This is a genomic window from Pseudomonas sp. GW821-FHT04C07, assembly GCF_059420325.1.
In genome coordinates this window covers 204,087-225,617 of sequence record NZ_JBWKTM010000004.1, presented here as the reverse complement: position 1 = coordinate 225,617, position 21,531 = coordinate 204,087, and the positions used below count along the sequence as shown (strand labels likewise).

The window sequence follows — 21,531 nt, the reverse complement described above, 5'->3', positions numbered from 1 at the left end:
CCAATGCCGCTGTTTCCCGAGGCGAATACAGCCACTCGGAACCAGCGTTTCAAGGAGCAGGACGTGAATAAAACAACCCCACTATGTATCGCAGCGTGCAGTGCGTTGTTGGTGGTTGGTCTGGGTGGATGGCTATTGATTCGGCACGACGTAGCGTCGGCGCATGCCGGCCCTGAGGGGCAGCGTCTGGTTCGCGATGGCGTGGCCATCGAGTTCCAGATACGCCCGATTGATGGCGACGACACGCTGATCGAAGGTGACTTCGCCGACGTGCGCTTCAGAGTTACCGACAGTAACTCGGGTCAGCCGCTGTCGGGCGTTGCGCCCGGCGCCTGGCTCGATCCGGGTCTGCTGGGACTGAGCCACACCGAACCAAAAAACAGCTGCAAATCACGGGTCGAGAAGTTTCTCAAAGGCAGCGTCGGTGCGCGACCGTTGCTTGACCTCACCCGTGACTTCCTGTTGGTGCTGAACAAAGACGCGAGCCTGACGGTGATCGATCCGTCGGATTCGGTGGACACCACCAGCACCCCGATGCAAATCGAGCTCAAGCAGCCACCGATGGACTGGATCAGCAGCGGCGACAACAAACGTGTGTTCGTTTCCATGCCAGCGGCGGGCCAGATCGCCGTGATCGATGCAGAGCAATTCCAGGTGACCGGCAACGTGGCTGCCGGGGTCGAGCCGCTGCGGGTCGCCTTGCAACCGGACGAACGCCTGCTCTGGGTTGGCAATGACACGCACGATGCCGGCAGTAGCGGCGTGACGGTGATCGACAGTTATTCACTCAAGCCCCTCGCGCAACTGGCAACCGGTGTGGGTCACCATGAGATCGCCTTCAGCAAGGATTCGCACTACGCCTTCGTCAGCAACGGCGACAGCGGCACTCTGAGCGTTATCGATATTGCGACGCTGAAGCTGCTTCGGCAGATCAACACCGGACCGCATCCGTTGTCCGTGGCCTATTCAGCATTGTCCGAAGCGGTCTACGTGGCCGACGGCAAGGATGGCAGCATTAGCGTGATCGATGCCCACAGTCTGGCGCTGCGCAAAGTCATTCAGGACAGTCAGGGGCTAGGCCCGATGCGTTTCATCCGCGACGGGCGCTTTGCTTTTGTGCTCAATAGCCTGGAAGACCGCGCATTGGTCATCGACGCGGCCAGCGACACATTGATCCATCGCCTGGAGGTGGCCGACGAACCCTATCAAGTGACGTTCACCGCCGCATACGCCTATATCCGCGGGCTGTCTTCACCCAAGGTCACGATGGTCAATCTGGGCTCGTTGGGGCAGGACCGCGAGCCCATCAGCCAAGACTTCGAGGCGGGGCCGGCGGCACCGCATCAGGCGGGTGACCTGCCGCTGGCCCAGAGCCTGGCGCCGGGTCGCGATGACAACTCGGTCTTCGTCGTCAACCCGGTGGATAACACCACCTATTTCTACGCCGAAGGTATGAACGCGCCGATGTCCGGTTACCCCAACCGCGGTCATACCGCCCGGGCGGCGATGGTGATCGATCGCAGTCTGCACGAAGTCGAACCCGGGGTTTACAGCACGCGGGTGCGCTTGCCGGCAGCAGGGCGCTTCGACGTGGTTTTTCTGATCAACCAGCCGCAGATCATTCACTGCTTCACGGCACAGGTCGAGCCCAACCCAGCGCAACAGCAGTGCCTGGCTATGCCAAAGGTTGGGCCTTTCACCGTGTCGCTGGGTAATCGGTTCCAGTCCCGCGAGGGGCTGGACAAGGCCGGTGCGTGGTACCTGCATGAGCGAGCGGCTTCGTTGGGGGTGGACTTTGGCACCAACACTTACACCAGCCTGCGGGTGTTACCCGCGACAACCTGCCGGTCTACCTATTAAGGAGCGTCATCATGAAACGAGTGACCTCACGGCTCTTGCTCACCTTCTGCACGCTGACACTGGCTCTCTCGACCAGCCTGGCCCAGGCCCATTCAGCCGAGGACCATAGCGAGTACACCAGCCACGGTACACCGGTGGTCTCACCCCAGGGGGCGGTGGTGAAAATCGTCGACGTGCCGCTGATCGATCAACACGGTCGGTCGGTGAGCCTGCAACGAGACCTGGTGGGCGACCGCATCGTGATCATGGGATTCATCTACACCCGCTGCACCACGGTCTGCCCGCTGGTGTCCTCAATCATGGGCAAGGTGCAAAAACAACTGGGCAGGCGGGCCGGAGGTGAGGTGCAACTGGTGTCTATCAGCATCGATCCGCAGCACGATAGTCCGCAGCGGTTGCTCGACTATTCCCGCAAGTTTCAGGACGGGCCGGGCTGGAGCTGGCTGACGGGTGCGCCTGGGGCCATCGCTGCGACCCTCGAGGGGCTGGGCAGTGGCGATGGGAACTTCGAAAATCATGCACCGCTGATTCTCGTGGGGGACGGTACGAGCACCCACTGGACTCGTTTTTACGGTTTCACGGATCCGGCAGTGCTGCTCAAAGAGATCGACCAGCTCAGCCAGAAACGCTTGCATGCCAGGCCAACCGCCATCGCCCAGGAGTCCAGCCATGAGACTTTTTGACTGGATCAGCCTGGTGGTTTGCTTCGAGCAATTGCTCACCCGGCCTGTAGCCGGGCGCTGAGAACAGGTGAACGCCATGTGGCTCACGGCCCGCCGGTGCATGATTCTGCTGATTTGCCTGAGCATGTCGGCCGCGGGGGGCGAACTGACGCCTCGGCTCGGTACTTTGCTGCCGAGCACCATGCGGTGATGCAGGTGAGCGCGTATTGTCACCGTCGATCTGGAGCTACTGCAGTTCTATTTGGTGGCCCCATGTCCCGCTCGACACGACGCCCCTGGGGCAAGGCCGGATCATGATAAAGGTGGGGATTTTGGCTATTTTTCGCGCTCAACGAGGGGGCCCGAGTTCGAGGCCATGGTCTTTTCCCTGTCAGCGGGAGAGATTAGTGATCCGGCGCAAACAAAGTTTGGCTGGCAGTTGATTATCATGGAGAACAATCAACCCCGACAGGATGTCGAACGGCAGCAGAGGCTTGCCATGGCCAGGATCTATCTGGCTGGCCGGGCAGGCCCTGACCCAGGCGCAAAAGAATGCTCTGGCGCGTTTGCGATAGGTGAGTCATGTTGAACAGATTGACGATCGCTGAGGCCTGCTCTCAAACGGATAGACGATCACTCAGGCTTCCCCCAACATTGGGGAAAGGTTCTGGACAGGCCCGCATGCTTCCCCAGCTCTGGGGGAAGCAGGCTACAGCGGAAAAAAATTTCTTATGAAATCAAGAGCATAAATCCAGCGTCAAGCCTGGCATGAAGCGTGCGTAAGCCTAAGTAAGGCACGCACTCCCAGGTTCGACATCGGACCTGAACAGTTTCAAGGAGTCTGCCTTGTTAAACAAAGTACTGGTAGTCGAAGACGAACAGATCCTGGCGCAGAACCTTGGAGCGTATCTCGAGGCTCAAGGCCTGGAAGTCCGAGTCGCCTATGACGGTGGAAAGGCCGTAGCAATGGTTCAGGGTTTTTCACCCGATGTTGTAGTGCTCGATTTCCGTTTGCCCGATATGGACGGTTTTCAGGTGCTCGACGCTGTCCGCCAACACAGGGACTGCCACTTCGTGCTGATTACTGCGCATCCGACCAATGAGGTCTGTGAGCGCGCCGTGCAGCTGGGTGTCAGCCATATCCTGTTCAAACCGTTCCCGTTGGCGGAACTGGCCCGTGCAGTCTGTGACCTGGTGGGTATACGCCGCGAGCCTCGAGCAGGGGCAAACATGTCGGAAGGGTTTGTCGAACGACGTCAGAGCAGGAATGAGAATTTCCCCCTGCAGTTGTACGACGGTAGCTGGTTACTGGCGGATCGCAGACGAATGTCGTCGCCCTCGCCACCAGTCAACGACGAGCCACTGCTTACCGGGGAATAGTGGCGCGATAAGCGTTCAAGGCCCCCGCCGATGACCTGCCGCGCCGAATGGGCAATAGCCCCCGGGACGTTGGAGTGCAGGTCATGGAGTTTCTGTCTTTGGCTGCCGAGCCGGCATCGGCCGTTCGTGCGCCGTCGCGTTTCACCAGTGAGCAACTGGCTCAGGCCAGAACCCTTGCCGCCAGCTCTGGCGAGCGAGCCCTTCACACGCTGGAATCCCTTAGCGAACTGGACCCGGCAGCCTTTGTCCGGTGTTTGGGCACAACCCTGCATTACCCGATACTCGACAGCGCAAGCCTGTTCAAGGCCACGCCACTGTTCGATCGGGTCAGCCTGGCCCAGGCGCTCAAGCACGAGTTCATTCTGTTGCAGCATGGCGATCAATTGCTTGGCGTGTTTGCCGACCCGTTCGACCCGGCGCGCCTTGCCAGGATCGATGATTACCTGCAAGGTGCGCCCCTCTTTCTGGTCCATGCTGCTGACCTCAAGACTTGCCTGGCCCGGCATGAAGAAAGCTTTCACGCCGTTGATGCGCTGGATGCCCAGGCTGACGGCAGCAACGATCACAACAAAGACAACCTGCACAGCCTGTCGCTGACCAGCATCAGCGAAGACGCCAGCGCCGTCGTCAAACTGGTCAACTCCACGCTCTACGATGCGCTGAAAATACATGCCAGCGACATCCATCTGGGCATGACCGGTAACGGGCTGGTGATCAAATACCGGGTCGACGGCGTTCTCAACAACATCAGCAAGGTTCAAGGCAGCGAGTTCGCTGACCAGGTCATCTCGCGGATCAAGGTCATGGCCGAACTGGACATCGGCGAGAAGCGCGTGCCTCAGGACGGGCGCTTCAAGATCGGCATCAGCGGCCGGCAGATCGACTTTCGGGTGTCTATCATGCCGAGCATCTTCGGTGAGGATGCGGTGCTGCGGGTCCTCGATAAACAGGACCTGGCCGACCGGGTCAGCGGTGTACAGCTGCAGGCCCTGGGTTTCGCCGATGAGACTCTGCGCAGCCTGCGCCGACTGGCCGCCGAACCCTATGGAATGATCCTCGTCACCGGGCCCACCGGTAGCGGCAAGACCACCACGCTCTACGCGATGATCACCGAGATCAACCACGGCGTAGACAAGATCATCACCATCGAAGATCCGGTGGAATACCAGCTGCCGGGTGTCTTGCAGATCCCGGTCAACGAAAAGAAAGGCCTGACGTTTGCTCGCGGCCTGCGCTCGATCCTGCGTCATGACCCGGACAAGATCATGGTGGGCGAAATCCGCGACCCCGATACCGCGCAGATTGCCGTGCAGTCGGCTCTCACCGGGCACCTGGTGTTCACCACGATTCACGCCAACAACGTGTTCGACGTCATCGGCCGCTTCAGTCAGATGCAGGTCGACCCCTACAGCTTCGTTTCCGCGCTCAATGCCGTGCTGGCCCAGCGTTTGATTCGTCTGGTGTGCCCGGCGTGTGCGGTCCCGCGTACGCCGGGCAACGAGGAGCTGCTGGCCTGCGGGCTCGACCCGCAGGCCGTGGCCGATTACCGCTTTGTCCACGGCGTCGGCTGCAGTCATTGCCGGGGCACCGGCTATCGCGGGCGCACCGCCATCGCAGAACTGCTGCACCTGGACGACGAAATCCGTCAGCTCATTGTCGAGCGCCAACCCCTGTCGAAAATCAAGGCTGTGGCCTGCAGCCGAGGCTTGCGTCTACTGCGCAGCTCGGCGCTGGAACTGGTGCGCGAAGGGCGCACGACACTGGAGGAGATCAATCGTGTCACTTTTATCGCGTGATCTTTATATCGCCGTGCTGGGTGCCAACGGTATTGGTCTGTGCCACCGGCATGGCCATGAAAACCATTGGCTGGGCAGCGTTGGCCTGATCGGCGAGCGCTACGTAGACTGGTCACTGGCCGTGGATACTCTGGAGCGCCTGCTCGGCGAACAAGCCACTCAGGGCGCTGAACTGTGTGTGGTGCTGTCGGCGCATTACCAACGCTACTGCCTGATCCCCTGGAGCGCACAGATCAGTAGTCCAAAGGAATTACTCGTTTATGCCCAGGCCTGCTTCGACGAGATCTACGGTGTGTCGGCGCAGCGCTGGAGCGTTACGCTATCTCCCGAAGCTGCGGGCTCAAGCCGGGTCGCCGCGGCGCTGCCGCAGGAGCTTCTGCTGAGGTTGCGGGAGCTGGCCACTCAACGCGGTCTTCGTCTGTGTTCAGTCCAACCTTATCTGATGACAGCCTTCAACCGGTTCCACCGCCAATTGGGGCGGGGCGACTTGCTTTTTGTGGTCGCTGAACCGCTGCGCAGTGTGTTGCTGCTCAAGCGTGCCGGTCAGTGGCACGCAGTGCATTCGATGGGGTGCGCCGACAGCGACGAGGCCCTGACGGCGCTTATCGCTCGTCAGTGCGAACTGCAAGACAACCCTGACGCACCGACCTTGAGTGTTTACCTGCACGCACCGGGACGTCTGAACGATTTGCCGGCTCTGGCCGTCGTGCAACTGTGTGTCGAGCCCCAGAGTCCGGTGCTGATGCGTGATGTGTTGTTCACTATGTCCCGGGCGGTGGCTTGACATGCGCCCCTTACTGCTCGACTTCCAGCCTCGTCGGCACACTCCGGTTCTCGGCTTCAGCCTGCTGCTCGCCGCTGTCTTGCTGGTGCTGGCTTGCGCCGCACTGTATCGGTACCTCAGCGAACAGGAACAACTCCAGCAGCAACAGCTGCAGCAGGCCCAGCACCAATTGGGCGGAGATGTTCCCGGCAAGGCCGGCCTGACGCCTGCCGAAAGCCGTGAACAGGAACAGAATCTGGCGCAGATGCGCCAGGTCTCACAGCAAATGCGCAGGCCTTGGGAGCGGTTATTCACCATGCTCGAGTCGCTGCCGCAGGAGGATGTCGCGTTGCTCTCGCTGACTCCCGATGCGCACAAGGGCCAGATCAGTATCAGTGCCGAGGCGCGCAATCTGGAGGCCATGCTGGATTTTCACCGGCGTCTGGAGAGCAGCGCGCAACTGAGCGACGTGTCGTTGCTCAATCACGAAATCCTCGCGCAATCGCCCGATCACGCAGTGCAGTTCAACCTGTCGGCCACTTGGGAGATCAGCGATGGCAATCCCTAGATTGATCGTCCACGAGTATGTGCAGAGCCTCGGCTGGCCCGGGCTTGCGGGTGCGTCGCTGATGGTGTTTGCCATGGCCTTCGGGGTGCTGGGCTTGTTGCCTGGCTGGCAGGCCCTGGAAAACGTTCGTCAACGCAGTCTTGAAGCCGGTGACTATCTGGTGCGTATCGAACAGGGCAGCGCCAGCGCGCCCGTGGTGCCCCAGCGTCAACTGGACGAGTTTCACCGGCAGTTGCCGGCGCAGCCCGAAGCCACGGTGGCCATCGACCGGATCTATGCGCTGGCAGCCGAACAGAACATCACCCTGTCTCGCGGCGAGTACGCCCTGGGGATCGATCCGAAGACGCATCTGGCGCGTTATCAGGTTCTCCTGCCGGTACGCGGCAGCTACCCGCAACTGCGTCGCTTCCTTCACGAATTGTTGGGTCAGTTGCCGGCGATGGTGCTCGAGGATGTCGACTTTCAACGTAAGCGGATCGACGACAGTGAACTGACCGGGCGTATCCGCATGACTCTGTATCTGTCGAGGTCCAAATGAACAGAAAACGCGCCTTTGGCTGGGCAGCTTTCCTGGCGATCACCGGTGCGCTCGCCTGGGGGCCGGAGATGTTTTTCAACGACGGGGAAAATCCGCCCGAGGCGACAAAAATCGCAGCAGCACCGGCCAGCGCCGGCAAGGTTCACTCCGGCGCAGCGGCGGACAAGGCAGCAGCCGTTTCGGCAAAACCCCTGAACATGACCCGCGACCTGTTTGCAGCCAAGAGCTGGAAGCCAGCGCCAACCCTGGCAACGCTGACCGATGAACAAGCGGCTGCAGCACTGCAAGCGACAGTCAAACCGAGCGCACCGCCACTGCCTTTTCAATTCATCGGTCGGATGGACGATCGCAGCGACCTGCAGGTGTTCCTGCAGAGCGGCGAAAAACTCTACGTCGTGCGGCTAGGCGACGTTATCGACGATACCTATCGGATCGAGCACATCTCCGCCACGGAGCTGAGCCTGGTCTACCTGCCCTTGCATCTGTCCCAGACTCTGTCTGTAGGGAGTGCACAATGAAGTCTCTCCGTTGGGTCTCGCCCATGCCTTGCCTGGTTCTCGCGGTTTGCGTGAGCCTGGCCGGATGCGGTGCCACCTCCGCCAGAAAACAGGGCATGGCCCTGATTGAAGATGGTCAGTACGAGGCTGGACTGGCCCGTTTTGAGGAAGGGTTGAAAAAGTACCCCCGCGATACCGAACTGAACATTGCGTTGAGCGCGGGCCATGCCCGTTCGGTCAAGGCGCTGCTGGCCGAGGCCGATCAGGATCGTGCCAAGCGTGACTTCGCTTCTGCACGACAGAGCTACGGGCGAGTGCTGACTATCGAACCCAATAATGTTCGTGCCCTCGATTCACTGCATCAGCTCGATCAGTTGCGCAATGTGGATGACTATCTGCGTCAGGGGCAAGCCGACTTGCGCCGTGGCGACGTGATCGGTGCCCAGCGTCAGGCTCACGACATTCTTGCCCTCGATCCGAAAAACGAAAGCGCACTGGAACTGCGCCGCAGCATCGAACAGATACAAAGCCGCAACGTTGTCTCTTATCCGCAACTGCGCATGCGCATGGATCGCCCGGTCACTCTGGAGTTTCGTGACGCCAACCTGAAGACCATTTTCGAGGTGCTGTCCCAGGTCGCAGGCCTGAATTTTATCTTCGACAAGGACATGCGTCCGGACATGAAAGCCACCATCTTCGTGCGCGATGTGCGCATCGAAGACGCAGTGGCGCTGCTGCTGCAACAGAATCAACTGCATCAAAAGGTGGTCAACGAGAACACGCTGCTGATCTACCCCGACTCACCGCAGAAGATCAAAGACTATCAAGAGCTGGTCATGCGCACCTTTTACCTGACCAGCATCGACGCCAACACGGCGCTGAACATGGTCAAGACCATGCTCAAGACTCGCGATGTATTCGTCGATGAGCGCCTCAATACCCTGAGCATGCGCGACACCCCCGATGCGGTGCGCATGGCCGAAAAACTCCTCCAGTCCCAGGATCAGTCCAACCCCGAAGTGGTGCTGGAAGTCGAGGTCCTGGAAGTGTCCCGGCAACGCATTCTCGACCTTGGCATGCAATGGCCCAACACCTTCGGCGTGGTCAACGGCGACGGCACCGGGGTGAGCATTCTCAACCAACTGCACGGCATAAATTCCGGCCGGATCTCCATGTCGCCGTCACCGCAATTGAAGATCAATGCCCAGGACAACGACATCAATACCCTGGCAAGTCCCGTGATTCGCGTCAGCAATCGCGAGCAGGCCCGTATCCACATCGGTCAGCGGGTGCCGGTCATCAGCGCCACGTCGATGCCGTCGACCCAGGGGCCGGTGATCACCGAGAGCGTCACCTACCTGGATGTCGGTCTCAAGCTGGAAGTAACCCCCATCGTCCACCTGAACAACGAAGTGGCGATCAAGATCGCCCTCGAGGTCAGCAACGCCACGCCGCTGGAACCGACCCGTCAGGGCACGATCCCGGTCCAGATCGATACCCGCAACGCCCAGACCACCCTGCGTCTGCATGATGGCGAAACCCAGGTGCTGGCCGGCCTGGTGCGCAATGATCATGGCGCCACCGGCAACAAGATTCCAGGGCTAGGTGACATTCCTGGACTAGGCCGGCTGTTCGGCAGCAACAAGGATTCGGTGGGCAAATCCGAACTGGTGCTGTCCATCACTCCACGGATTGTGCGCAACCTGCCTTACCAAAGCCCTTCGGACATGGAGTTCCCGACCGGCACCGAGACCAGCATGCATACCCAGAACCTGGACCGCTCGAAGGAACCGTCCGAGTCGAATGGGCCGGCCACTGACGCCGCACCGCTGGCAGCAATGCGTACTACTGCGAGACCTTGAATCATGAAACGCAGCCAAGGGTTCACGCTGATCGAAGTGGTGGTCACGCTGGCGCTGATCGGGCTACTTGCGGGTATCGCTGCGCCCCTGACCGAAACCGTGGTGCGGCGGGGCAAGGAGCAGGAACTGAAGACCGCGCTGTATCAGATTCGCGATGCCATCGATGCCTACAAGCGTGCGTCCGATGCCGGGTACATCGAAAAATCCGTCAGCAGCAACGGCTATCCGCCCAGCCTGCAGGTGCTGGTGGAGGGCGTGCGTGACGTGCGCAGCGCCAAGGGCGCCAAGTTCTATTTCCTGCGACGTCTGCCGCGCGATCCCTTCGTCACGGCGAAGCACAACGACAAGGACGGCTGGGGACTGCGCTCCTATGGCAGTTCCGCCCAGAGCCCGCACGAAGGCGAAGACGTATTCGACGTGTATTCGCTGGCCCATGGCAAGGGCCTCAACGACATCGCCTACAAAGAGTGGTGAAGGTATGCGCCAGAGCAAAGGTTTTACCCTGATCGAGTTGATGGTGGTCATGGCCATCATCGCCACGCTGATGACGATTGCCGTGCCGCGCTACTTCACCAGCCTGGAAAACTCCCGGGAAACCACATTGCGCCAAAGCCTGGCGGTGATGCGCGAGGCGCTGGATCACTACTACGGCGACACCGGGCGTTATCCCGATTCCATCGACCAGTTGGTGGAGCAGCGCTACTTGCGCAGCCAGCCGCTGGACCCGATCACTCAACGCAAGGATCTCTGGGTACTGGTGTCACCACCGGCCGGTGTTGCCGGCGGGGTCGCCGACGTCAAGAGCGGAGCCACCGGGAGGGCGCGTGATGGCAGCCTCTATTCGCAGTGGTAGTGGGCAACGTCAACAGGGGTTCACTTACCTGGGCATGCTGTTTTTGATCGTCTTGATGGGCGCGGCATTGGCCAGCACCGGCCAGGTCTGGTCGAACGTCGCCCGCCGCGACCACGAGCGTGAACTGCTCTGGGTCGGCACTCAGTACGCCCAGGCGCTGCTCAGTTATTACCGCAGTTCGCCGGGCCTGGCGCAGTACCCTGAAAAACTGGAAGAACTACTCGAAGATCACCGCTTTCCGTCCCCCAAACGGCACTTGCGCCGGCTCTATCCGGACCCGATCGGCAGCACCGGTGAATGGGGTTTGTTGCGTGGTTTCGACAACCGCATCACCGGTGTCTACAGCCAGTCCCAGGAGCAGCCGCTGAAGCAGGCTGGCTTTCCCGCCGAGTGGGTCGATTTCAACGGCATGAACCATTACTCAGACTGGCAGTTCATCGCGCAAAAAGACTTTGTCGACAACGCGGGTGGCGCGGCGACAGGCTCGTCCAGTCCGCTGAGTCCGCTGAGTCCGTTAAGTCCGTCCAGTCCATTGAGTCCGTCCAGTCCATTGAGTCCGCAGAGCCCCTGAGTCCTGACAAGGGGAGTCGGCAGCTTCATACAAATGCGCGGGTTTAACCGCAAACCCTTGTACTCAAGCCTTCGCGGCACTGTAGGAGCGTGGCGCAGTCTCGCCGGGACTGGGTGGCTGCCCCCTCGGGTTGGGGGACAAGCGGGGGCGGACCAAGCCGACGCAGCGCTGCGCATTGAGCTATAACCAATGCAAATGCCCCCGGACATCCATCATGCAGACACACGAGCACGCTGCCTCGCTCGATCCGGAAGCGACCAAAGAGCAACCCGCTGAAGCGCAACAGCGCTTCATCCTGCTGCGCTGGTTTTCCTGGGTAAGCCTGGTCGTCGTTGGCTCGGTGGTAGTGGTGCTGGGGGGGCTCTCCACCCGCTTTGTGGTGGTTGAATGTGTCCAGCGTGATGCGTTGCTGACTGCCCAGTTCATCCAGGCCATCGCTTCGACGGAGGTGCGGTACACCTCGATACCGGACCTGCGGACCATGGGTGAGTTGCTCGATCCGCGTCAGGACAAGGACTACCCCGACATCGTCGTGCAAAAGCGGATGAACTCGCGTTGGCAGTTTTTCGACCATGTCGAGCATTTGCCGGACGTGTTGCTGGCCAACGTTTACGCGCCCGACCGGACGATCATCTGGTCGACCAATGCGCAGTTGATTGGCCAGCGGATCATCGATGACGATGATCTCGAGGAGGCCTTTCGTCTCAAGGCCAATGTTTTCATCAGCTACCATGACGGCGACAACGCTCGGGCGCAGCGGAAATTTCCGGTTGTCCCGGATTCGTTTTTCATCGAGAACTACGTTCCGCTCTTCGATGTCGACGAGAACAAGGTCATGGTCATGGTCGAGGTCTACAAGGAGCCCAAGGATCTGATTATCCAAATGATGCGCGGGCTGATCCTGGTCTGGCTGGCGACGCTGCTGAGTGGCGCACTGATCTATTTCGGTCTGCATTGGCTCATGCGCCGCGCCGCGGATTTGCTGGCCGCACAGCAGAAGCAACTGATCACCAATGAAACCTTCGTCGCCCTCGGCGAGATGTCCTCGGCGGTCGCCCATAGCCTGCGAAATCCATTGGCGTCCATTCGCTCGAGTGCCGAGTTGGTACAAGGCATTGAAACCGGTCCGGCGCACAAGAACATCACCGACATCGTCAACCAGGTAGACCGCATGTCGAAATGGGTTCGCGAGCTCCTACAGTCGCTACGCCCGCTCAATGAAGAGGCCGACGCGGTGGATCTGGTGGCCACCGTGCGTGACAGCCTTCAGGCATTCGAACAACAGATCGCCCGAGCCGGGGTTCAGGTGAACTTCGAACCCGCGCAGGTGCCTTTGGTGCTCAGCCAGGAGGTATTGCTCAGTCAGATACTCAACAGCGTCATCGCCAACGCGCTGGAGGCCATGAGCGCGGGCGGGGTGCTGAGCATCGGGATCCAGCAAAACGCCGGGGGTCTGTTGCTGACCCTCGCCGATACGGGCAATGGCATGAGTGCGCAACAGAAACGCATGGTGTTCAAGCCGTTCTATACCACCAAGCAGGGCGGATTGGGGGTCGGTTTGATGCTGGTCAAACGCATCATGGAGCGCTTCGGCGGTTCGGTCACCTTGAACAGTCGTGAACAGCAGGGCACTTGCGTGAGCCTGCGATTCAAGGTGGCAGCAGAAACCGGTTGCTCAACTTAGGTGTAAGTGTTTCCCCGCCTATGGGGCCCATTCCCCAGTTTTTTCCCCTGTTGTTTAGTCTGGATTATTTCTAATCATTTGTTTTGTATTGATTTTTTTATCTGTGCATATTTTGTCACGACTTTGGCGAGGTATTTGCTCAGTTGCATTTATCCCCTGCACGATTTCAGGGTGACGAGGATGGACAGGCAACCGTGTTCGAGCTTTTTTCGAGCCACTGTATCGCGCCTTTTGGGTGTGATGTTGATGCTGATGGGGTGCCTGGATCTCTATGCCAGTCCCATTGATGGAGGCACCCGGTGCACGTGGACTTTGAGGAAGGGATCTTTCTCAGCCGCGGTGGCAAGGCCCCGTCGGAGTGGGAAAAGTGGGCGCGCAAGGACGTCTATCGCATCGGCAGCGAAGACGATGGCAAGGATAACGTCGAGTTCGTGATCAACTTCCGCGAGTTTGCCGCCACCTACATGGAGCACTGTCATAACACCCGGCATGAGGACAACTCGATGCTACTGCGCCGGAATATCGAACACCCTGGACAGTTCCAGTTGATGCCCACGCCGTTGCCGTCCCGGGATGGCGTCAGGTACGTGAATTCCGCTGCGCTGCCGACCTGCCGCAACGGTGATGGCTGGGGCCCGCAAGTCAAGGTCAGCAACTAGCCACCGAGGAGGCGATGTCATGCAACTCAATCGTCAGCATGGCTGGAAAGTCTGGACGCAGCGAGCCCTGATGCTCCTGACCTGTACCCTGAGCAGCCTGGCGCTGGCCGATAACGTGCCATCGGCCACGCCCTGGGGGGCGGACTATTTCCCCAATACGTTGCTGACTGATCAGGATGGCCGACAGCTGCGCTTTTTCGACGATCTGATCAAGGACAAGGTGGTGGTGATCAACTTCATCTTCACCTCGTGCACCGACTCGTGTCCGCTGGAGACCGCCCGCTTGCGCCAGGTTCAACAGTTGTTGGGCGAGCGGGTAGGGCGCGATGTGTTTTTCTACTCCATCAGCATCGACCCGCAGACCGATACACCGCCAGTCCTCAAAAACTATGCGCAGAAGTTCAAGGTTGCGCCGGGCTGGTTGTTCCTGACCGGCGACAATGAAGAGATTACTCAGCTACGGAAAAAACTCGGCCTGTTTATCGATGGCGTCGACAACGGCCGCAGCAAGGATCACAACCTCAGCCTGATCGTCGGCAACCAGGCCACCGGCCGCTGGATGAAAGCCTCACCGTTTGAAAATCCGTGGATTCTGGCTGACCAGCTCGGCAACAGCCTGCAGAACTGGAAGGTCGCAAGCCAAGAGGGCAGCTATGCCGATGCGCCGCAAATTCGCCCGCCGAGCATGGGTGAGGAGCTATTTCGCACCCGCTGCGCTTCCTGCCATACGCTGGGAGTGCTGGACGGGCAGGGCGTTGGTCTGCGTTCGATAGGTCCCGATCTGTTGGACGTGACCCGTCAACGCGACCCGCTTTGGCTCAGTCGCTGGATCAGGGAACCCGACCGGCTGCTGGCCGAGAAGGATCCGCTGGCGCTGGAGTTGTTCGAGCGTTACAGCCGGGTGGCCATGCCCAATCTGCGCCTTGACGAGACCGCCGCCGCAGCGGTGCTGACGTACTTGCAGGAAGAGACCGACCGCCAGCACCCGCCAACGGTTCAGGCAGTCGAGGCGCATGTGCACCAAATACACCAAATGGATCACATGGATCACATGGATCACATGGATCATTCCGGCCACGAGCCGAGAATCCAGCCTATGATCCAGTAGCGGCTGACTACTATTAAGGCGAGCCCTGTTATAGGTAATGATTTTCGACTGCTGACGGGGTGTCGACGATAAGGTTCCAGGCAAGCATCCAGGACGTACCTTATGCAGGTGCTCAAGCACAATAAAATATTCGCCCAGGGACCGTTCAACCTTCTGTACTGGTTCTCCCTGGCCAGCCTGTTCATCATCGCCGCCGTCGCCGTGGGGCTCGGATATACCTCCACACGTCTGGTGGTCAGTGAGAGTGTCCAACGCGACGGACTGCTGACGGCACAGTTCATCCATACCATAGGCGCAGCGGAAGTCCGACACGTCGGTATTCCGCCAAGCCAGACCATCGGCAATCTACTCGACATCCGCGATTTGAGCGCCCGGACCGAACTTGATCGCGATCGCATTATCGCGGCCCGGGGGGAGTTCCTCGACCATATCCAACACTTGCCGGACATTCTGATGGCCACTGTCTATGCCCGGGATCGAACGATCATCTGGTCGACCAACCCGGCGTTGATCGGCGTACGGATCGAGGGCGACAAGGATCTGGACGAGTCGTTCGGATCGAAAGTGCAGGTTTCATCCGAATACCATAAGACCGATGAGAGTCGTCAGGAGCAGAAGTTCCTTCGCCACCCCAGGTACCTGTTTATCGAACACTATATTCCAATGTTCGACGCCGCCGGTGACAAGGTCCTGGCCACGGTCGAGATCTACAAGGAACCTCAGGATCTGGTTTTGCGTATCCAGCGCGGTTTCAAGCTGATCTGGGTGGCGACGATCCTCGGAGGCTGCCTGATCTATTTCGGGCTGTTCTGGATCGTGCGGCGGGCCGCGCGGATGCTGCAGTCGCAACAGAAACAACTGATCACCAGCGAAACCTTTGTCGCGCTGGGTGAAATGTCCTCGGCCGTCGCCCATAGCCTGCGCAATCCGCTGGCGACCATTCGATCCAGTGCCGAACTGGCCCAGGAGATCTCCAGCCAGCCTGCGCAAAAGAACATTTCCGACATCATCAACCAGGTCGATCGCATGTCTCGCTGGGTACGCGAGTTGTTGGTCTCGCTGCAACCGTTGAACTCCGATAGCGAGGCAGTCGACCTGGGCCTGGCCATCGAGGAAGTCGTGCAGGCCTTCGACCAGCAAATCAAGAGCGCCAATGTCCGGGTCCATCTGTCGATACCGCCGCTACCCTCGGTCGTCAGTCAGCACATGCACCTGGTCCAGATACTCAATAGTCTGTTCGCCAATGCCCTGGAAGCCATGGCGGACGGGGGATTACTGATGATCGAGGTCGAGCCGGCGGCGGATGGGCACGTGCGAATGACCTTGACCGATACCGGCAAAGGCATGACCCGGCAGCAAGTACGCATGGCGTTCAAACCGTTTTTCACCACCAAGCAGGGGGGCCTCGGCGTTGGCCTGATGCTGGTCAAACGTGTCATGGAGCGATTCAATGGCTCGGTCAGCCTGACCAGCCGGGAACAGGAAGGAACCCGAATAAGCCTGATTTTCAAGGTGACGGGAGGAGACCGTGGAACACAGTATTCTGTTGGTTGAGGATGATCAGCTCCTCGCCGAAAATATTCAGACGTTTCTGGAACGCAAGGACTTCGAGGTCACTATCTGCCATTCGGCTGAAGAGGCGCTTGAATGCCTGCAGACCTGTCAGCCGGATGCGGTGCTGACCGATAACTCGCTGCCCGGCATGAGTGGGCACGAATTGATTCAGCGTCTGCGGGTCAGCGCGCCGGACCTGAAAGTGATCATGATGACCGGCTATGGCAATGTCGAAGATGCCGTGACGGCGATGAAAGAAGGCGCCTTTCACTACCTGACCAAGCCGGTGGCGCTGGCGGAACTCAAGCTGTTGCTGGACAAGGCGCTGGCCGCTGACCGTCTGGAGCGCACGCTGACGTTCTATCAGGAACGCGAGGCGCAGAAGTCGGGGGTGCAGGCGCTGATCGGCGATTCCCCGGTGATGCTGGCGATGAAAAACACCATCGGCCAGTTGCTCGATGCCGAACGGCGCATGGCCAGCGGCGACTTGCCGCCGGTGCTGGTAGAAGGTGACACCGGCACGGGCAAAGAGCTGGTGGCCCGCGCGCTGCATTTTGACGGACCACGCAGCAAGGGCCCGTTCATCGAGTTCAACTGTGCCTCTATTCCCTCCAACCTTCTGGAAGCCGAATTGTTCGGCCACGAAAAAGGTGCATTCACCGACGCCAGGGATCGTCGGATCGGCCTCGTCGAAGCCGCCGATGGCGGTACGTTGTTTCTCGATGAAATCGGTGAAATGGATCTGCTGCTGCAGGCCAAGCTGCTCAAGTTGCTGGAAGACCGCACCATTCGCCGGATCGGCGCGGTCAAGGAGCGCAAGGTCGACTTGCGGATCATCAGCGCGACCAACTGCAACCTCGAACAGATGGTGCAGCAGGGCAAGTTTCGCCGGGATTTGTTTTTCCGTTTACGCATCATTTCCATCAAGGTTCCGCGCCTGAGTGCTCGCGGCGAAGACGTGTTGAAACTGGCCACGCATTTTCTCGCTCATCATGGCAAGCGCTATGGCAAACCCAACCTGTATTTCAGCCCGCAGGCGGAGGCTCTGTTGCGCGGTTACAGCTGGCCCGGCAATGTACGTGAACTGCGCAACATGCTTGAGCAGACGGTACTGTTGGCTGTCCATGAGATGGTCGGGCCGAGCCAGCTGAACGTCTGCCTGAGCCTGGTCGACGAGCCACTGAGCCTGTCGGTACAGCCTCAACCTCAATCTGAGGCGTACAACCACGGTGAAGACATGACGTCCATGAACCTGCCGGAAGTCGAGCGGGACATGGTCAGGAAAGTGCTCGACAGGACCGACTGGAATGTCACCAAGTCGGCACGCTTGCTGGGCTTGAGCCGTGACATGCTACGCTACCGGATTGAAAAACTGGGTCTCGCCCGGCCGGACAAGCGGCAATGGTGACGCCTTCGGGCGAACGGACGCCGTGTGTATTTGACGGTGAACTGAGGCGCGAGTATAAACCGCGTCTCGTTGTTTTGTCGGACCTTTGCCCATGAGCTTCAGCCCCCTGATTCGCCAACTGATCGATGCTCTGCGCATTTTGCCGGGAGTGGGTCAGAAAACTGCCCAGCGTATGGCGCTGCAACTGCTTGAGCGTGATCGCAGCGGTGGTTCGCGGCTGGCTCAGGCCTTGAGCCAGGCCATGGAAGGAGTCGGGCATTGTCGTTTGTGCCGCACGCTCACTGAAGACGATCTTTGCCCGCAATGCGCCGATCCGCGCCGCGATGACACGATATTGTGTGTGGTCGAAGGGCCGATGGACGTGTATGCGGTAGAGCAGACCGGTTTTCGCGGACGCTACTTTGTGCTCAAGGGCCATTTGTCACCGCTTGACGGGCTCGGCCCAGAGGCCATTGGCATTCCGCAATTGATGGCGCGGATCGAAGAGCAGGGCAGCTTCACCGAAATCATTCTCGCCACCAACCCGACGGTTGAAGGCGAAGCCACGGCCCATTACATCGCGCAGTTGCTGACCAACAAAGGCCTGATCACCTCGCGCATCGCCCATGGCGTGCCGTTGGGTGGCGAACTGGAGCTGGTGGATGGCGGCACTCTGGCGCATTCGTTTGCCGGGCGTAAGCCGATCGCATTGTAGTCATTGGTCAAGGTGATGGTGTCAGACCCATCGCCATCGCGGGCAAGTCGGATCGCCGCCCGCTCGCTCCTACATTCAATCACTGGTGTACACAAAATATGTGTCCGCAGGTGGTCCAGTAGGAGCGAGCTTGCTCGCGATGGCGTCAGTACAGACGACGCCTTACTTATCCGCTAACGCAAACTGCGTCAGGCAGAAGGTCGGTATGCCCATGTCTTCCAGGCGCTGAGAGCCGCCCAGTTCAGGCAGATCGATAATCGCTGCGGCTTCGAAGATCCGTGCGCCCATGCGGCGAACCAGGTTGGCTGCGGCAATCAGGGTGCCGCCGGTGGCGATCAAATCATCGCACATCAGCACCGAGTCGCCTTCACACAGGCTGTCGGCGTGGACTTCAAGGAAGGCTTCGCCGTATTCAGTCTGATAGCCCTCGCTAAGTACTTCGGCGGGCAATTTGCCTTGCTTACGGAACAGAATCAGCGGTTTGTTCAACTGATAAGCGAGGATCGAGCCGATCAGGAAACCGCGGGCATCCATCGCGCCGATGTGCGTGAAGTCGGCTTCGACATAACGATGGGCAAAGCTGTCCGCCACCAGACGCAAGGCTTTTGGCGACTGGAACAGTGGCGTGATGTCGCGAAAGATCACCCCAGGCTTGGGGAAGTCGATCACCGGGCGGATCAGGGATTTGATGTCGAAGGAGTCGAAGACCATCGTCGAAGTGTCCTGGCGGGCTGGAGAAGGGCGGCTCGACAGTATAAACCCGGCCGAGCCTGTTCGCTCGGCCGCAAGGTGGCTGGATCAGCCTTCCAGCGAGCCACCGGCCAGGGCGCAGAGCTGGATCGGATCGAGAATGTGCACTTCCTTGCCTTCGGCAGCGATCAGCTCGTTCTGCTGGAAACGGGTGAACACCCGGGACACGGTTTCCACCGCCAGACCCAGGTAGTTACCGATTTCGTTGCGCGACATGCTCAGACGGAACTGATTGGCCGAGAACCCGCGAGCGCGGAAACGCGCCGACAGGTTGACCAGGAAAGTGGCGATGCGCTCGTCGGCGGTTTTTTTCGAGAGCAGCAGCATCATTTGCTGGTCGTCACGAATCTCGCGGCTCATTACGCGCATCAACTGGCGGCGCAGTTGCGGCAGTAGCAGTGCCAGTTCGTCGAGGCGTTCGAAGGGGATTTCACAGACCGAAGTGGTTTCCAGCACTTGTGCCGACACCGGGTGTTTTTCGGTGTCCATGCCCGACAGGCCGACCAGCTCGCTGGGCAGGTGGAAACCGGTGATCTGCTCCTCGCCGCTGTCGCTCAGGCTGAAGGTTTTCAAGGCCCCGGAGCGTACTGCATAGACGGAATCGAACTCATCGCCCTGGCGAAAAAGGAATTCGCCTTTTTTCAGCGGGCGACCACGTTTGACGATTTCGTCCAGCGCATCCATGTCTTCCAGATTCAGAGAAAGTGGCAGGCAGAGGGGGGCCAGGCTGCAATCCTTGCAATGGGCCTGGTTGTGAGCGCGCAGCTTAACTGGCTCGGACATTTCTTAAATCCTTGTGAGAAAACACACATAAGACGTAAGGGTAACCCACGGGGGGACGTTGAGGCCAGCCTGCGCCATGATGGCATATTGTCATAGGGCATCGGGTGATCGGTTGATGGCCACCTGGGAGATGAAGTCCTAAATCACTCGTGAGAAGCGTTGGCGATTCTGCTGTTCCAGGTACGCATCAAAGACCATGCACACCGAACGTACCAGCAGCCGCCCGGCTGGCAACACGCTGATCCGCTCATTGTCGAGTTCGATCAGGCCATCCCCGGCCATGGCTTGTAACTGCGGCCAGAGATCGGCGAAGTAACCGCGAAAATCGATATTGAAGGCCTGTTCGATCACCGCGAATTCCAGGCTGAAATGACAAATCAATTGCTGAATCACTTCCCGACGCAGGCGATCGTCCCGATTGCATATCAGACCGCGGCTGGTGGCCAGTTGCGTGCCGCCCAAGGCGTTCTGGTAGTGGTTCAGATCGCTGCTGTTCTGGCAGTACAGGTCACCGATCTGGCTGATGGCCGATACGCCGAGGCCAATCAAATCGCAATGACCATGGGTGGTATAGCCCTGGAAGTTGCGTTGCAAGGTCGACTCTTCCTGAGCAATGGCCAGCTCGTCGTCAGGCAGGGCGAAGTGATCCATGCCGATGTATCGGTAACCCGCCGCGGTCAGCTGCTCGATCGTGCGTTGCAGCATTTCCAGCTTTTCGGCGGGGGCCGGAAGGTCGTTGCCGTTGATCCGCCGTTGCGGCATGAAGCGCTCAGGCAAATGCGCGTAGTTGAACACTGAGAGCCGGTCCGGTTGCAGGTTGATGACTTCGTCCACGGTGCGGGCGAAGTTGTCCGGTGTTTGCTTGGGCAGGCCGTAGATCAGGTCGATGTTGATCGAACGAAACTGCAAGGTACGGGAGGCGTCGATCACCGCACGGGTTTCTTCCAGGCTTTGCAGGCGATTGACTGCCCGCTGGACCACCGGGTCGAGGTCCTGCACGCCGATGCTGACGCGGTTCAAACCCAGTTCGCGGAGCAGGCCCATGGTCGACCAGTCGGCTTCCCGAGGATCGATTTCGATGCCGTAGTCGCCGGAGTCATCGTCCAGCAGATTGAAGTGCTTGCGCAACCGGGCCATCAGTTGGCGCAGCTCGTCATGGCTGAGAAAGGTCGGAGTGCCGCCGCCAAAGTGCAGTTGCTCGACCTTCTGGTTCGGGTCGAGGTGGCAGGCAATCAGCTGGATCTCTTGCTCCAGGCGCTGCAAATAGGGCAAGGCACGACCACGGTCCTTGGTGATGACCTTGTTACAGGCGCAGTAGTAGCAAATGTTCGCGCAGAACGGCACATGCACATACAGCGACAACGGTCGCAGCGCCTTGCGGCTTTCGCGCAGGGCGTGGAGCAGGTCGAAGGTGCCGACCTGACTGTTGAATTGCACCGCAGTCGGGTACGAGGTGTAGCGCGGTCCCGCCAGGTCATAGCGGCGGATCAGATCTGTGTCCCAACGAATGGCGTCGAGCATGCGGGCATTCCCCCGGATAG

21 protein-coding genes and 1 pseudogene are annotated in these 21,531 nt (G+C 59.6%); 19 read left to right on the top strand and 3 right to left on the bottom strand.

Annotated elements, in window-relative coordinates; translation table 11 throughout:
* Positions 1 to 63: 63 nt before the first annotated feature.
* The 19 genes and pseudogenes from AC07UI_RS10100 (at position 64) to recR (ending at position 18,457) form a co-directional block, all read left to right on the top strand.
* Entirely contained in the window at positions 64 to 1,860 is a 1,797-nt protein-coding gene (locus AC07UI_RS10100) for a cytochrome D1 domain-containing protein (protein ID WP_494992353.1), read from the top strand.
* 11 nt (positions 1,861 to 1,871) lie between these two features.
* Positions 1,872 to 2,543, top strand: a complete 672-nt coding sequence (locus AC07UI_RS10095; RefSeq protein ID WP_494992352.1) for an SCO family protein — start codon at positions 1,872 to 1,874, stop codon at positions 2,541 to 2,543.
* 244 nt (positions 2,544 to 2,787) lie between these two features.
* The gene (locus AC07UI_RS10090) at positions 2,788 to 3,111 is read left to right on the top strand and encodes a peptidylprolyl isomerase (RefSeq protein ID WP_494992477.1); all 324 of its coding nucleotides are present in this window, start codon (positions 2,788 to 2,790) and stop codon (positions 3,109 to 3,111) included.
* Positions 3,112 to 3,368: 257 nt separating this feature from the next.
* A complete protein-coding gene (locus tag AC07UI_RS10085; RefSeq protein WP_494992351.1) occupies positions 3,369 to 3,902 on the top strand; it encodes a response regulator in 534 nt (177 codons plus the stop codon).
* An 83-nt stretch (positions 3,903 to 3,985) separates the two neighbouring features.
* Positions 3,986 to 5,698 carry a GspE/PulE family protein gene (locus tag AC07UI_RS10080; protein WP_494992350.1) on the top strand — a complete coding sequence of 571 codons (1,713 nt, stop codon included), beginning with the start codon at positions 3,986 to 3,988 and terminating at the stop codon, positions 5,696 to 5,698.
* Positions 5,679 to 6,482: a hypothetical protein gene (locus AC07UI_RS10075; RefSeq protein ID WP_494992349.1), complete on the top strand. Its 804-nt coding sequence runs from the start codon at positions 5,679 to 5,681 to the stop codon at positions 6,480 to 6,482. The genes AC07UI_RS10080 and AC07UI_RS10075 overlap by 20 nt, the downstream gene beginning before the upstream one ends.
* Before the next feature lies 1 nt (position 6,483).
* On the top strand, positions 6,484 to 7,029 hold the full coding sequence (locus AC07UI_RS10070) for a PilN domain-containing protein (RefSeq protein WP_494992348.1): 546 nt from the start codon (positions 6,484 to 6,486) through the stop codon (positions 7,027 to 7,029).
* On the top strand, positions 7,016 to 7,567 hold the full coding sequence (locus AC07UI_RS10065) for a GspMb/PilO family protein (protein ID WP_494992347.1): 552 nt from the start codon (positions 7,016 to 7,018) through the stop codon (positions 7,565 to 7,567). Before AC07UI_RS10070 ends, AC07UI_RS10065 begins: the two co-directional genes overlap by 14 nt.
* Positions 7,564 to 8,085 (top strand): hypothetical protein, encoded by a 522-nt coding sequence (locus tag AC07UI_RS10060; RefSeq protein WP_494992346.1) that lies wholly within the window; start codon positions 7,564 to 7,566, stop codon positions 8,083 to 8,085. The genes AC07UI_RS10065 and AC07UI_RS10060 overlap by 4 nt, the downstream gene beginning before the upstream one ends.
* Complete coding sequence (locus AC07UI_RS10055) at positions 8,082 to 9,926, top strand: type II secretion system protein GspD (protein WP_494992345.1); 1,845 nt, start codon at positions 8,082 to 8,084, stop codon at positions 9,924 to 9,926. Before AC07UI_RS10060 ends, AC07UI_RS10055 begins: the two co-directional genes overlap by 4 nt.
* Positions 9,927 to 9,929: 3 nt before the next feature.
* Complete coding sequence (locus AC07UI_RS10050) at positions 9,930 to 10,400, top strand: type II secretion system protein (RefSeq protein ID WP_494992344.1); 471 nt, start codon at positions 9,930 to 9,932, stop codon at positions 10,398 to 10,400.
* A 4-nt stretch (positions 10,401 to 10,404) separates the two neighbouring features.
* Positions 10,405 to 10,779, top strand: coding sequence for a type II secretion system protein (locus AC07UI_RS10045; protein ID WP_494992343.1), 375 nt, complete (start codon positions 10,405 to 10,407; stop codon positions 10,777 to 10,779).
* Positions 10,754 to 11,350, top strand: coding sequence for a type II secretion system protein (locus tag AC07UI_RS10040; protein ID WP_494992342.1), 597 nt, complete (start codon positions 10,754 to 10,756; stop codon positions 11,348 to 11,350). Before AC07UI_RS10045 ends, AC07UI_RS10040 begins: the two co-directional genes overlap by 26 nt.
* Before the next feature lie 214 nt (positions 11,351 to 11,564).
* A complete protein-coding gene (locus tag AC07UI_RS10035) occupies positions 11,565 to 13,034 on the top strand; it encodes a sensor histidine kinase (RefSeq protein ID WP_494992341.1) in 1,470 nt (489 codons plus the stop codon).
* Between the two features lie 287 nt (positions 13,035 to 13,321).
* Positions 13,322 to 13,693 (top strand): annotated as a pseudogene (locus AC07UI_RS10030) (multicopper oxidase domain-containing protein); the annotation flags it as partial.
* 70 nt (positions 13,694 to 13,763) lie between these two features.
* The gene (locus tag AC07UI_RS10025) at positions 13,764 to 14,801 is read left to right on the top strand and encodes an SCO family protein (protein ID WP_494992476.1); all 1,038 of its coding nucleotides are present in this window, start codon (positions 13,764 to 13,766) and stop codon (positions 14,799 to 14,801) included.
* A gap of 102 nt (positions 14,802 to 14,903) precedes the next feature.
* Positions 14,904 to 16,355: an ATP-binding protein gene (locus tag AC07UI_RS10020; protein WP_494992340.1), complete on the top strand. Its 1,452-nt coding sequence runs from the start codon at positions 14,904 to 14,906 to the stop codon at positions 16,353 to 16,355.
* The gene (locus tag AC07UI_RS10015; RefSeq protein WP_494992339.1) at positions 16,330 to 17,763 is read left to right on the top strand and encodes a sigma-54-dependent transcriptional regulator; all 1,434 of its coding nucleotides are present in this window, start codon (positions 16,330 to 16,332) and stop codon (positions 17,761 to 17,763) included. The genes AC07UI_RS10020 and AC07UI_RS10015 overlap by 26 nt, the downstream gene beginning before the upstream one ends.
* A gap of 91 nt (positions 17,764 to 17,854) precedes the next feature.
* Positions 17,855 to 18,457 carry a recombination mediator RecR gene (gene recR, locus AC07UI_RS10010; RefSeq protein WP_494992338.1) on the top strand — a complete coding sequence of 201 codons (603 nt, stop codon included), beginning with the start codon at positions 17,855 to 17,857 and terminating at the stop codon, positions 18,455 to 18,457.
* Positions 18,458 to 18,619: 162 nt separating this feature from the next.
* On the opposite strand, the gene AC07UI_RS10005 is transcribed toward recR, so the two are convergent.
* The 3 genes from AC07UI_RS10005 to hemN all read right to left on the bottom strand — a co-directional run bounded on the left by AC07UI_RS10005 (position 18,620) and on the right by hemN (position 21,511).
* Entirely contained in the window at positions 18,620 to 19,168 is a 549-nt protein-coding gene (locus AC07UI_RS10005; RefSeq protein ID WP_494992337.1) for an adenine phosphoribosyltransferase, read from the bottom strand.
* 87 nt (positions 19,169 to 19,255) lie between these two features.
* Complete coding sequence (gene fnr / locus AC07UI_RS10000; protein WP_494992336.1) at positions 19,256 to 19,990, bottom strand: fumarate/nitrate reduction transcriptional regulator Fnr; 735 nt, start codon at positions 19,988 to 19,990, stop codon at positions 19,256 to 19,258.
* A gap of 138 nt (positions 19,991 to 20,128) precedes the next feature.
* Positions 20,129 to 21,511 carry an oxygen-independent coproporphyrinogen III oxidase gene (gene hemN / locus AC07UI_RS09995; protein ID WP_494992335.1) on the bottom strand — a complete coding sequence of 461 codons (1,383 nt, stop codon included), beginning with the start codon at positions 21,509 to 21,511 and terminating at the stop codon, positions 20,129 to 20,131.
* Positions 21,512 to 21,531: the final 20 nt, after the last annotated feature.